The 12,326-nt window shown below is 72.9% G+C and carries 11 protein-coding genes; 4 read left to right on the top strand and 7 right to left on the bottom strand.

The window, feature by feature from the left end:
• Nucleotides 1–151: 151 nt before the first annotated feature.
• Complete coding sequence (locus ACWDYF_RS19710) at nucleotides 152–889, top strand: SigE family RNA polymerase sigma factor (protein WP_381736613.1); 738 nt, start codon at nucleotides 152–154, stop codon at nucleotides 887–889.
• Nucleotides 890–1,121: 232 nt separating this feature from the next.
• On the opposite strand, the gene ACWDYF_RS19715 is transcribed toward ACWDYF_RS19710, so the two are convergent.
• Nucleotides 1,122–1,757 carry a uridine kinase family protein gene (locus tag ACWDYF_RS19715; protein WP_381736612.1) on the bottom strand — a complete coding sequence of 212 codons (636 nt, stop codon included), beginning with the start codon at nucleotides 1,755–1,757 and terminating at the stop codon, nucleotides 1,122–1,124.
• A 157-nt stretch (nucleotides 1,758–1,914) separates the two neighbouring features.
• Here ACWDYF_RS19715 and ACWDYF_RS19720 point away from each other — a divergent pair, with 157 nt between their 5' ends.
• Nucleotides 1,915–3,885 (top strand): zinc ribbon domain-containing protein, encoded by a 1,971-nt coding sequence (locus ACWDYF_RS19720; RefSeq protein ID WP_389469697.1) that lies wholly within the window; start codon nucleotides 1,915–1,917, stop codon nucleotides 3,883–3,885.
• Between the two features lie 141 nt (nucleotides 3,886–4,026).
• Entirely contained in the window at nucleotides 4,027–4,425 is a 399-nt protein-coding gene (locus ACWDYF_RS19725; RefSeq protein WP_037887919.1) for a hypothetical protein, read from the top strand.
• Between the two features lie 105 nt (nucleotides 4,426–4,530).
• Here the strand turns inward: ACWDYF_RS19725 and ACWDYF_RS19730 are convergent, their stop codons facing one another.
• The 3 genes from ACWDYF_RS19730 to deoC are packed head-to-tail and all read right to left on the bottom strand — an operon-like array spanning nucleotide 4,531 to nucleotide 7,851.
• Nucleotides 4,531–5,457, bottom strand: coding sequence for an aldehyde dehydrogenase family protein (locus ACWDYF_RS19730; protein ID WP_389469692.1), 927 nt, complete (start codon nucleotides 5,455–5,457; stop codon nucleotides 4,531–4,533).
• Nucleotides 5,450–6,886, bottom strand: coding sequence for an aldehyde dehydrogenase family protein (locus tag ACWDYF_RS19735; RefSeq protein ID WP_381736609.1), 1,437 nt, complete (start codon nucleotides 6,884–6,886; stop codon nucleotides 5,450–5,452). Before ACWDYF_RS19735 ends, ACWDYF_RS19730 begins: the two co-directional genes overlap by 8 nt.
• Before the next feature lie 5 nt (nucleotides 6,887–6,891).
• Nucleotides 6,892–7,851, bottom strand: a complete 960-nt coding sequence (deoC, locus tag ACWDYF_RS19740; RefSeq protein ID WP_381736608.1) for a deoxyribose-phosphate aldolase — start codon at nucleotides 7,849–7,851, stop codon at nucleotides 6,892–6,894.
• A gap of 234 nt (nucleotides 7,852–8,085) precedes the next feature.
• On the opposite strand from deoC, the gene ACWDYF_RS19745 reads away from it, so the two are divergent.
• The gene (locus ACWDYF_RS19745) at nucleotides 8,086–8,814 is read left to right on the top strand and encodes a PH domain-containing protein (protein ID WP_381736607.1); all 729 of its coding nucleotides are present in this window, start codon (nucleotides 8,086–8,088) and stop codon (nucleotides 8,812–8,814) included.
• A 75-nt stretch (nucleotides 8,815–8,889) separates the two neighbouring features.
• Here the strand turns inward: ACWDYF_RS19745 and ACWDYF_RS19750 are convergent, their stop codons facing one another.
• The 3 genes from ACWDYF_RS19750 to ACWDYF_RS19760 all read right to left on the bottom strand — a co-directional run bounded on the left by ACWDYF_RS19750 (nucleotide 8,890) and on the right by ACWDYF_RS19760 (nucleotide 12,280).
• The gene (locus ACWDYF_RS19750; RefSeq protein WP_389469681.1) at nucleotides 8,890–10,527 is read right to left on the bottom strand and encodes a phospho-sugar mutase; all 1,638 of its coding nucleotides are present in this window, start codon (nucleotides 10,525–10,527) and stop codon (nucleotides 8,890–8,892) included.
• Between the two features lie 379 nt (nucleotides 10,528–10,906).
• Nucleotides 10,907–11,731 carry a purine-nucleoside phosphorylase gene (locus ACWDYF_RS19755; protein ID WP_018565062.1) on the bottom strand — a complete coding sequence of 275 codons (825 nt, stop codon included), beginning with the start codon at nucleotides 11,729–11,731 and terminating at the stop codon, nucleotides 10,907–10,909.
• A gap of 111 nt (nucleotides 11,732–11,842) precedes the next feature.
• Complete coding sequence (locus ACWDYF_RS19760) at nucleotides 11,843–12,280, bottom strand: gamma-glutamylcyclotransferase (protein ID WP_018565063.1); 438 nt, start codon at nucleotides 12,278–12,280, stop codon at nucleotides 11,843–11,845.
• Nucleotides 12,281–12,326 lie beyond the last annotated feature (46 nt).

A 12,326-nucleotide genomic window follows, 5' to 3' on the forward strand; every position in this document is an offset into this window, starting at 1 on the left:
GTACGGCTTCGCACCCCTCCGCCGCCGGACCGGACCCCTGTGACAGGTCTGTGACAGTCGGCGGACATGGCCATGAAGTGCCCCCGGCAGGCTTTTCGACACAGCACGAGAGCGATCCGAACACCAGAGGTCCACCGACGGGAGGCGCGAGATGAACACGCTGCACAGCACCAGCACCAGCGCAGTGGTCACGCGTCTGCACGACGTGACCCGCGGATCGGAGAAGTCCGGTGCCCAGAGCCTGCGGGGGTGTGCTCGCGGCACCGGGCGTCAGCACGCCGCCTATATGACGGTCGTGGACGCACCCACGGGGGAGACACACGGGGGAAGCGCGTACGGGGAGGGCTCGGGGGAGCGCCGCACCGTGTCGGAGGTGGAGTTCACCGCCTACGTCCAGGAGCGCCGCGCCTCCCTGTACGCCACCGCCTACCACCTCACCGGCGACCGCTACGAGGCCGAGGACCTGCTCCAGAGCGCGCTGTTCTCGACCTACCGGGCGTGGGACCGGATCAGTGACAAGGCGGCGGTCGGCGGATATCTGCGCCGCACCATGACCAACCTGCACATCAGCGCCTGGCGGCGCCGCAAGCTCAACGAGTACCCGACCGAGGAACTGCCGGAGACGCCCGGCGACACGGACGCGATGCGCGGCACCGAACTGCGCGCCGTCCTGTGGCAGGCGCTCGCCCGGCTGCCCGAACTCCAGCGCACGATGCTGGTCCTGCGCTACTACGAGGGCCGCACCGATCCGGAGATCGCGGACATCCTCGGCATCAGCGTCGGCACGGTGAAGTCCAGCATCTGGCGCTCGCTGCGCCGGCTGCGCGAGGACGAGGTCCTCAGCTTCGGCCGTGACCACGAGGAGTCCTTCGGCGAACTGGTCGCCTGAGCCGGTCCACCGGAGGTCTGGGGGAGGAACGGGGGAAGCACGGGGGACGGGGAAGCAGGGGAAAGGAAAGAAAAGGGATAGGGGATACGGGGATACGGGGGAACAGGGGAAGCAGGGAACACGGGGGAAACGAGCGGGGCTGGAGGGCCGGGGGGTCCTTCCGGCCCCGCTTTCCGTTTCCGTGTGCGCGCCCGGGGTGCGGCCGCGCGGGGCGCGGCGCCGCGGGGTGCGGCTACGCCGCCGTACGCGTCCGCACCCGCCGGCCCGCCGCGGCGGCCGCGAGCCGGCTCAGGGCCTCGTCCCGGCCGCAGGCGTGGGCGCCCAGGGAGACCTGGCGGGCGACGATCGCCCGCTCGGTCCGCAGCAGCCGCCAGCCCCGGCGCAGCAGGAACGGCACCGACTTGCGCCCCTCCTTCAGATCCCGCAGGAAACGCCGCCGGAAGGTGGTCACCGGCCCCCGGGCCAGACAGAGCGCGTCGGCCAGCACGCCCCGCTCGCGGCAGCGCTCCACGATCTCCGCGGCGAAGATCCCCTCCGCGACGAACAGCGGCGTCCGCCCGATGTGCAGCGTCTCCTCGCCGGTCCGGGAACTGGACGCGAGGTCGTACACCGGTACCCCGGTGCTGCCCGTCGCGCACAGCCGCACGATCGCCTCCACGGCGACCTCCGCGTCCCACGAGCCGGGATGGTCCCAGTCGATGTCCGAACTCCCCGCCACCAGCGGCAGCGTGGGGTCGTCCCCCTCCTTGTAGAAGTCGTCGAGACGCAGCACAGGCAGCCCGGAACGGGCGGCGACCAGGGACTTGCCCGAACCGGAGGGGCCGCAGAGCAGCACGACGCGGGCGGGTGACGGGGGATGAAGACTCACGTGTTTCCTTCGGGGTCCGTAGTGGTGTGTCGCGTCCGATGTCCTGCGCAGCGCCTGGCCCTGGTGTCGTACGCCGGTTCGTCGATCGAATGCGTGACCTTCTCGCGAGAGGGTCGTTGACCGGATGAGGGTGTCATCGGGTGGGGTGGGGGTGGTCATGGGGCAGGCATCGCGGCCCGGCGAGGGGCAGGTGGCCCGCATGGCCGGTGTCCGGGGCCGGTTGCGCACGGGCTCCGTGGAGAGGACGGGCGAGACGCTGTCGGCCGCGGTGCTGGCCCGAAGGGTGGGCTGGGCGGCGGATCTCGTCTCCGCCATGGCCTCCTCGCTGCTGGTCACACACTGGAACGCCACCGATGTGGGCCGACTGGCCGCGGGCGTGGATGCCGACGGCCGGACCCTGCCGTCGCACGCGTGGACGGCCCTCAGACGTCTGGGCTGGACCGTGGCGCCGCCCGCGGGGGTGACCGTCAACGACCGGATCGTGCGTATGGCCCAGGAGCAGGCCGGGCGCATTCTGCGGGCGGCGGCCTGGCGGGCCGGGATCACCGCCGGTGTGCTTGCCACATGGCCCCGGAATCCGGACAGGCGTACAGAGGACGAATGGGAGGCCGTTCGGGCGGCCGTCCCCGATGGCGGTCATCTGCCGTCCACCGTCATCACCGCGCGCACTCGGCAGGCTGCCGCCTTCGCGCGTCAGCACGGTCGCCCGCCTGCTGATGTGTTCGAGCTGGAGTCGGCGCCGCGCGCCGCCGCGATGCTGGTGCTGTCCGCGTGCGACAGACAGCAGGCCGTGCTTGTGCGCGGGGACGACCCCCGCCGCGTTCACCTCCGCCTGCTGTTGCCCGTGCGGCCCGATCCCTGTTCCTACGCCGACTGGGCCTGGGTGTCCTGCCCGCTCCTGCTGCCCGCGACGGTCCCGACGTCCGCCGCACTGCATCTGCCCACACTGCGCGTCCGGCAGGGCCGGGTGCAGGTCGAGCTGGCCTTCACCCATGCCGTGCCCGCGGCGGCACGGACCGGACACGCGGTCGCACTCGGCGTGGACTGGGGTCTCCATACGCTCCTCAGCGCGGCTGCTGTCCGCCTCCGTGACGACGGACGCATCACCGCTCTCGGAGCGGGAGCGATGTTCCGTGCGGCGGGCGTTCTGGCGAAACAGCACCGCTTGCGCCGCCAGGGCGAACGACTGCGGACCAAGGCCGACCGCTACCGGCGGCTGACCGGTGACGACCCGGATCATCCGCTGGCCGCCCGGTACCGGCTCCTCACGGCCGAACTCGGACGTGTCCGCGCTCGGCGTTCGCACCTGAACGGCGCTCTCGCGCGCGCCGCCGCCCGCTGGAGCGTCGATCAGGCCATCGCGATCGGCGCCACGGTCATCTATGTCGAAGACCTGCGATCGCTGGAGGCCAGAGGCATGGGACGCACGCTCAACACCCGGCTCTCCCAACTGGTGCGCGGGCAGATCGTCGCCCGGATGCGCCATCTCGCCGCCGAAGCAGGAATCGCGGTCGTGACCGTACCCGCCCGTGACACCTCCCGGCGCTGCCCCTGCTGCCTGACTCCGCTGCGGCACGGCAAGGCGCCGGACCGGCCGACCGTGGCGGGCTGGAAGTGGGCGATCTGCCCCGGCCCCGGCTGCGGTTGGCAGGGTGACCGTGATGCCGGAGCGTGCAGACGCATCGCAGCACGCGGCCTGACGCATCAGACGAAGACGGTGGCCAGCCGGAGCGGCGGCGCCCTGGCCGTCCGCGCCGTGGTGGACCGTCTCGAACGCCGGGCCGTGGTCGTCGCCACCCCAGACAGCCGGGACCGTACCAAGACAGGGCCGACCCGGCCCCGTTCCACACGCCCCGCGCCCAGGCGACGCGGGGCACCCTCCTCCGCCGGCTCCCCGGGGCAGGCGGACCAGCGTCCGGAGGGACGCGCTCACACGGACCGGAGACGGCTGCCCCGCGCGGCGGACCGGCACCAGGGCGCGATCACGATCAGTACGGTCCCCGCACGGCGGCACCGGCCGCGAGGGGCGGTTCTGGGCGCCGGGTTTCACCTCCACGCCCACGCCACTCCTCCGCTATGGGCGGACCCCTCGCCGGACATGACGTCCAGGGGGAGAACACATGGCTGATCAGAGACGCTCACGGAACACCAGTTTGACGCATGGTTGCCCGGGTGCCGAGAGGGTGGGTCGGCTTTGGTGCGTGGGATGGGTCTCAACTACCCTGTGCGTTGTTCTCGTTACTCTGCGCATCAGAAGGTGGCATCAGAAATGGCCCGACACGCGTCCGCTTCCCGTTCCGCCGTCCGGCGTGTACTGACCGCCGTGACGACCATCGGTGTCGCTCTGGGGGCGGGGGTGGTGTCCGCCGAGGCGGCGAGCCTGCCGGTCGTGGGCGGGGACTACGAGACGGGGTCGCTCGGCAAGGTCGACCCGCAGGCGGGGGTCCAGGCGCTGGCCGGGACGGTCGGGTACATCACCGGGCCGGTGGCCGGGCTCAAGCCCAACCCGCTGGCGGGGACCGGCGTCGACCCGCTGGACAACGGCGTCGGCACCCAGCTCGCCGACTTCAAGCCGCTGACCTCGCAGATGCTCACCGGTCCGGTGGCGCAGGCGCCGTCGGTCGGGAGCGTGCCGGTGGTCGGGCAGGTGCTCGGCGCGGTGCGGTAGGGCGCGGGCAGCCGGTCGCGGCACGCGGAGAGCCGCGGCTCCCCCGGACGGAGGGGAGGCGCGGCTCTCGGCTTTGGGGGGCGGTGGGGTCGCCTCCGGGGTGTGTCAGTACGACGAGCCCGAGGCGCCCAGGGAGCCCGTGGGGTGCCAGACCGTCTTCGTCTCCAGGAAGGCCGTCAGACGCTCGGTGCCCGGGGCGGCCGTCCAGTCGGTGTTGTCCACAGGCTGTGGACGCAGTACGCGCTTGAGGTTGTCCGCCGCGGCGATCTCCAGTTCCTTCGCCAGCGCCTCGTCGGCGCCCGCGAGGTCGATCGCGTTGACGTCCTGGTGGGCGGCGAGGGGTGCCGCGAGCTCCGCCGTGCGGCCGGACAGGACGTTGACCACGCCGCCGGGCACGTCCGAGGTGGCCAGCACCTCGGCCAGGGAGAGCGCGGGCAGCGGGGACCGCTCGCTCGCGATCACGACCGCGGTGTTGCCGGTCGCGATCACCGGGGCCACCACCGAGACCAGGCCCAGGAAGGACGACTCCTGCGGGGCGAGGACGGCCACCACGCCGGTCGGCTCCGGGGAGGACAGGTTGAAGAAGGGGCCCGCCACCGGGTTGGCGCCGCCGGTCACCTGGGCGATCTTGTCGGTCCACCCGGCGTACCAGACCCAGCGGTCGACCGTGGCGTCCACGACCGCCGCCGCCTTCGCCTTCGACAGGCCCTCCGCGTCGGCCACCTCGCGCACGAACTGCTCGCGGCGGCCCTCCAGCATCTCGGCGACCCGGTACAGGACCTGGCCGCGGTTGTACGCCGTCGCGCCCGACCAGCCGCCGAACGCCTTGCGCGCGGCGACCACCGCGTCCCGGGCGTCCTTGCGGGATGCCTGCGGCGCGTTCGCCAGCCAGTGGCCCTTGCCCGCCGCGCCGGCGGCTGATGTGCGCGTCGTCACCTCGTACACCCGGCCGCTCTCCGAACGCGGGAACTTCCCGCCGACGTACAGCTTGTAGGTCTTGAAGACAGACAGTCGGTCAGATCGGTCAGACATCGAGGTACGCCTCCAGGCCGTGGCGACCGCCCTCGCGGCCGAAGCCCGACTCCTTGTACCCGCCGAAGGGCGAGGTCGGGTCGAACTTGTTGAACGTGTTGGACCAGATCACGCCCGCGCGGAGCTTGTTCGCCACCGCCAGGATGCGGGAGCCCTTCTCCGTCCAGATGCCCGCCGACAGGCCGTACTGCGTGTTGTTCGCCTTGGCGACCGCCTCGTCCGGGGTGCGGAAGGTCAGTACGGACAGCACCGGGCCGAAGATCTCGTCGCGGGCGATGGTGTGCGCCTGGGTCACGCCGGTGAACAGCGTCGGGGCGAACCAGTAGCCGGAGCCGGGCAGTTCGCACGCCGGTGACCAGCGCTCGGCGCCCTCCGCCTCGCCCTGGTCGGCCAGCGCGGTGATCCGGGCCAGCTGCTCGGCGGAGTTGATCGCGCCGATGTCGGTGTTCTTGTCCAGCGGGTCGCCCAGGCGCAGCGTGGAGAGCCGCCGCTTGAGCGCCTCCAGCAGCTCGTCCTGGACCGACTCCTGCACCAGCAGGCGCGAGCCCGCGCAGCAGACCTGGCCCTGGTTGAAGAAGATGCCGGTGACGATGCCCTCGACGGCCTGGTCGAGCGGGGCGTCGTCGAAGACGATGTTGGCGCCCTTGCCGCCCAGTTCCAGGGTGAGCTTCTTGGCCGTGCCCGCGACCGTGCGCGCGATCTCCTTGCCGACGGCCGTGGAGCCGGTGAACGCCACCTTGTTCACGTCCGGGTGCGCGACGAGCGCGGCGCCCGCGTCGCCGTAGCCCGGCAGGATGTTGACGACGCCCCTGGGCAGGCCCGCCTGGCGGCAGATGTCCGCGAAGAACAGGGCGGACAGCGGGGTGGTCTCGGCGGGCTTCAGGACGACGGTGTTGCCCGTCGCCAGCGCCGGGGCGATCTTCCACGCCAGCATCAGCAGCGGGAAGTTCCACGGGATGACCTGGCCGGCCACGCCCAGCGGGCGCGGGGCGGCGCCGAAACCGGCGTGGTCGAGCTTGTCGGCCCAGCCCGCGTAGTAGAAGAAGTGCGCCGCGACCAGCGGGAGGTCCGCGTCGCGGGTCTCGCGGATCGGCTTGCCGTTGTCCAGGGTCTCCAGGACGGCCAGCTCGCGGCTGCGCTCCTGGATGATCCGGGCGATGCGGAACAGGTACTTGGCGCGCTCGGCGCCCGGCAGCGCCGACCACTTCTCGAACGCCTTGCGGGCGGCCTTCACCGCGCGGTCGACGTCCGCCGCACCGGCCTGGGCGACCTCGGCGAGGACCTCCTCGGTCGACGGGCTGACCGTCTTGAAGACCTTGCCGTCGGCCGCGTCGGTGAACTCGCCGTCGACGAACAGGCCGTAGGAGGGGGCGATGTCGACGACCGAGCGGGACTCGGGCGCGGGTGCGTACTCGAATGCGGAAGCCATGGGGATCAGTCCACCGTCACGTAGTCGGGGCCGGAGTAGCGGCCGGTGGCCAGCTTCTGGCGCTGCATCAGCAGGTCGTTCAGCAGCGAGGAGGCGCCGAAGCGGAACCAGTGGTTGTCCAGCCAGTCCGCGCCCGCGGTCTCGTTGACCAGGACGAGGAACTTGATCGCGTCCTTGCTGGTGCGGATGCCGCCGGCCGGCTTCACACCGATCTGCACGCCGGTCTGCGCCCGGAAGTCGCGGACGGCCTCCAGCATGAGCAGGGTGTTGGCGGGGGTCGCGTTGACGGCGACCTTGCCGGTGGAGGTCTTGATGAAGTCCGCCCCGGCGAGCATGCCGAGCCAGCTCGCGCGCCGGATGTTGTCGTACGTCGACAGCTCGCCGGTCTCGAAGATGACCTTCAGCCGGGCGGCGGTCCCGCACGCCTCCTTCACCGCGGTGATCTCGTCGAACACCTTCAGGTACCGGCCGGCGAGGAACGCCCCGCGGTCGATGACCATGTCGATCTCGTCGGCGCCCGCGGCGACGGCCTCGCGCACGTCGGCCAGCTTCACGTCCAGGGCGGCGCGGCCGGCCGGGAAGGCGGTGGCGACCGAGGCGACCTTGACGGGCGAGCCGGCGACGGCCTCCTTGGCGGCGGCCACCATGTCGGGGTAGACGCAGACCGCGGCGGTGGCGGGCGTGGTGCGGTCCGTGGGGTCGGGACGGACCGCCTTGGCGCCGAGCGCCCGGACCTTGCCCGGGGTGTCCGCGCCTTCCAGCGTCGTCAGGTCGACCATCGAGATGGCGAGGTCGATGGCGTACGCCTTCGCGGTGGTCTTGATGGAACGGGTGCCGAGCGAGGCGGCGCGCGCCTCCAGGCCGACCGCGTCGACGCCGGGCAGCCCGTGCAGGAAGCGGCGCAGGGAGCTGTCGGACGCCGTGACGTCGGAGAGCGGCTGCGCGGAGGGTGCAGTGGTGGGCATGGTCACCAGAGGAGCATATCTACGCGCGTAGCGGCTGTACAGCCCTGGGGGCGGGGCGGGGCGGGGCGGGGCGGGGTGGGGTGGGGTGGGGGCTGGGGTCGGTGGGTGGGTGGTGCTTGTGGGGCGGGAGCCGGTGGGTGGGTGGTGTTCATGGGGTGGTTGCGGTGGGTGGGTGGTGCTTGTGGGGTGGGTGGTGGTGCGGGGGGAAAGCGTGGGTCGGGCAGAATCGGGGGCATGACGACGCCCGAGCACGAGCCCTCCGCGCCGCAGCCGACGGCCCCCGAGTTCCCGGACCGGGTCCGCCGGTCGTCCGGCGCCATCGCGGGCGGTGTCCTGCTGCTCGCCATCATCCTGTGGCTGGGCTTCGACGCGATGTTCACCGGCAGCGGGCGCGTCCCGTGGCTGGCGCTGGCCGGGATGATCCTCGCCGTGCCGCTCGTGACCGCCTTCACCTTCCGGCCCGCCGTGTACGTCAACGACGACCGGCTGCGCATCCGGAATCCCTTCCGGGTGGTCGTGCTCCCCTGGAGCCAGGTCGCCGGTCTGCGGTCCGGCTACTCCAACGAGGTCGTCACCGTGTCCGGGAAGCGGTACCAGCTGTGGGCCGTGCCCGTGTCGCTGCGGGCGCGCAAGCGTGCCACCCGGCAGGAGGCGCGGGCCGCCGCCGCGGGGGAGCCCGGGGCCGAGCGGCGCAGCGGTCTCTTCGGCCGGAGCGGCGCCGGTGTCGGCGGGCTCGGCGGGATCGCCGGTGGGGGTGCGGGGCGCGGCGGTGCGTCCGGTGCGCCCGGCGCGCCCATCCGTGCGGAGGGCGACCAGTTCATGAACGACCTGCGCGAACTCCAGGAGAACCGGGCGCACGCCGAGGGCGCCCAGGGTGAGGTGACCGTCCGGTGGGCCTACGAGATCGCGGGGCCCGCGGTCGCCGGTGCGGTGGTGCTGGCGATTCTGCTCGCGGTGGGGTGAGGGCGAGGGCGGGGTTCTGCGGGTGCGTACGGGGTCTGTGTACAAGGCGCCCCCCGGGGGGGGGTGCCTTGTGCGTCAGATGCCCGCCGCCTCCGACAGGTCGCGCTTGATCGCCGCCAGCAGGTCCGCCGCCTTCGCGCGGGCCGCCGGAAGGTGCGTGCGGTCCGGTACCGGGACCACCACTTCCAGGTAGCACTTCAGCTTCGGCTCCGTACCGGACGGGCGGACGATCACCCGGGCGCCGTCGAGCGTGTAGCGCAGGCCGTCCGTCGGGGGCAGCGCCTCCGTGCCGCGCGTCAGGTCCTCGGCGCGGGTCACGGGCAGACTGGCCAGGGCGGTCGGGGGCTGCTCGCGCAGGCGGCGCATCGCGTCGGCGATGAGGGAGAGGTCCTCGACGCGGACCGAGAGCTGGTCGGTGGCGTGCAGGCCGTGCTCGACGGCCAGGTCGTCCAGCAGGTCGGGCAGCGTACGGCCCTGCTCCTTGAGCTGTGAGGCCAGTTCGGTGATCAGCAGGGCCGCGGTGATGCCGTCCTTGTCACGGACGCCGTCCGGGTCGACGCAGTAGCCGAGGGCCTCCTCGTAGCCGTAGCGCAGGCCCTCGACGCGGGCGATCCACTTGAAGCCGGTGAGGGTCTCCTCGTACGGCTGGCCCGCCGTCCGCGCGATCCGGCCGAGGAGGGAGGAGGAGACGATCGACTCGGCGAACGTGCCCTGCGCGCCGCGCGCCACCAGGTGGGCGGCGAGCAGCGCGCCGACCTCGTCGCCGCGGAGCATGCGCCAGTCGGCGCCGTCCTTGACGGCGGCTGCGCAGCGGTCCGCGTCCGGGTCGTTGGCGATGATCAGGTCAGGGCCGGGTGCGGCGGCGCGCGCCGTGGCGAAGGCCAGGTCCATCGCGCCGGGCTCTTCCGGGTTGGGGAAGGCGACGGTCGGGAAGTCCGGGTCCGGGTCGGCCTGCTCGGCGACCAGGACGGGCTCCGGGAAGCCGGCGCGGGCGAACGCGGCGAGCAGGGTCTCCTTGCCGACGCCGTGCATCGCGGTGTAGACCGTGCGGGCCGTGCGCGGGGAGTCCGGGGCGAGGACCGCGTCCGTACGGGCCAGGTAGGCGTCCAGGACGTCGTCGCCGAGCGTGTCCCAGCCGGAGTCCGGGCGGGGGACCGCGGTGAGCGTGGTGATCGCGTCGATCTCCGCCGCGATCTCCGCGTCGGCGGGCGGGACGATCTGGGAGCCGTCGCCCAGGTACACCTTGTAGCCGTTGTCGCGGGGCGGGTTGTGGCTGGCGGTGACCTCCACGCCGGCGACCGCGCCCAGGTGGCGGATGGCGAAGGCGAGGACGGGGGTGGGCAGGGGGCGGGGCAGTACGGCCGCGCGCAGGCCCGCGCCGGTCATGACGGCGGCGGTGTCGCGGGCGAAGTCCGCCGACTTGTGGCGGGCGTCGTAGCCGATCACCACGAGGCCGTCGGTGTGGCCCTGCTTCTTCAGGTACGCGGCGAGGCCGGCGGCGGCGCGGATGACGACCGAGCGGTTCATGCGCTGGGGGCCGGCGCCGAGTTCGCCGCGCAGGCCGGCGGTGCCGAACTGGAGGGTGCCGCTGAAGCGGGCGGCCAGTTCCGTGTGGTTCCCGGCGTCGAGCAGCGCGGCGAGTTCGTCACGGGTGTCCGGGTCGGGGTCCTCGGCCAGCCATGCCTTGGCCCGTGCGATGAGGTCGTCGTGCACGTCGGGTCAGCCTCTCGTGGTCGGTCGGTGCGGTCCGTGCGGTCGGTGCGGTGCGTGGTGCGCTTCCGGGCCGTGTGCGGTGGTGCCTGCGGCGGCCCGTCGCGGTGTGTGGGGGTGCGCCTCGCGCCTTCCGGGGCGGGGTGGGGCGGGGCCGCGCCGGGGGGTGTCCGTCCTCGGAACGGCGCGGAATCGGTCGGTTGTCGGGTGGGCCTCGTGGACGCGCCAACCGCTGCGGGCGGACACCCCCCGTCACGTCCCCTTCCCGCCGTACGCGGGTGCGGGGCCCCTTCCTGGGGGCTGACGGGTGCTGCCGTGCGCGGGTGCGGGTCGTCCGCGGGCGCGGCGTGCGGGACCGCCTGGGCGGCGGTCCCGCCGGAGGCTAGAGGCGCTCCAGGACCTGGGCCAGGAGGGAGCCCATGCGGGTGGCGCTGTCGCGGCCCGCCTGGAGGACCTCCTCGTGGTTGAGGGGTTCGCCGGTCATGCCCGCGGCGAGGTTGGTCACCAGGGAGATGCCGAGGACCTCGGCGCCTGCCTCGCGGGCGGCGATGGCCTCCAGGACGGTGGACATGCCGACCAGGTCCGCGCCGATCACGCGGGCCATGCGGATCTCGGCCGGCGTCTCGTAGTGCGGGCCGGGGAACTGGGCGTAGACGCCCTCCTCCAGGCTGGGGTCGACCTCCTTGCACAGGGTGCGCAGGCGCGGGGAGTAGAGGTCGGTCAGGTCGACGAAGTTCGCGCCGGCGATCGGGGAGGTGGCGGTCAGGTTGATGTGGTCGCTGATCAGGACCGGCTGACCGGGACGCATCCCCTCGCGCAGGCCGCCGCAGCCGTTGGTCAGGATGATCGTCTTGACCCCGGCCGCCACGGCGGTGCGCACACCGTGGGCCACGGAGGCCACGCCGTGGCCCTCGTAGTAGTGGGTGCGGCCCAGGAAGACCAGGGCGCGCTTGGTCCCCGTGCTGTACGAGCGGATCCTGCCGCCGTGGCCCTCCACCGCCGGAGGCGGGAATCCGGGCAGCTCGGTGACCTGGAACTCGGCGTCGGGGGTGCCCAGGGCGTCGACGGCCGGAGCCCAGCCGGAGCCCATCACGAGGGCGACGTCGTGGGTCTCGGCGCCGGTGAGTTCCCGCAGGCGCGCGGCGGCGGCGTCGGCGGCGGCGTAGGGGTCGCCCTGGATGTCGTCCGGAAGAAGAGATGCGTTCACGCGGACGAGGGTAGCCGCAATTCGCCTACGCGCGTAGATGACGGAGTGGACGGGAACGGGATCGTTGTCTTGTCGTTTCCGACGAGCGGCGGGGCTCTTTCGGCGGGGGGTTCAGCAGGGGCGCTTGCGCAGTTCCATCACGTAGTCGTGCGGGGCGCCCGCTGACTCGGCCGCGTCCGCCAGTTCGCCCAGGTAGCGGGCGGAGGGCAGGCCGCCCTCGTAGGCGTTCAACACGTAGACCCAGGACGGCTCCTCGCCGTCCAGGGTGTGCACCCGCACCCGCATCCTGCGGTAGATGTCCAGGCCGACGCCCTCCCAGCGGTCCAGCGGCTCCTCGTCCATCGGCGCGAGGTCGTAGAGCGCGACGAAGACCTGGGAGATCGGGTCCTCGACCAGGGTCGCCAGGGCGCCCTCCCAGCCCATGTGCTCGCCGCCGAAGGTCAGCCGCCAGCCGTTCAGCCAGCCCGTCGCGCGCAGCGGCGAGTGCGGGGCGCGGCGGGACATCAGCCGCGCGTCGAGATTGCCGGCGTACGCGGCGTAGAGCGACATGGGTCGAAGGGTACGGCAGCGACGCGGGCGGCTCATCCGGCACAGA

The sequence above is a fragment of the Streptomyces sp. NPDC003284 genome (assembly GCF_053589675.1).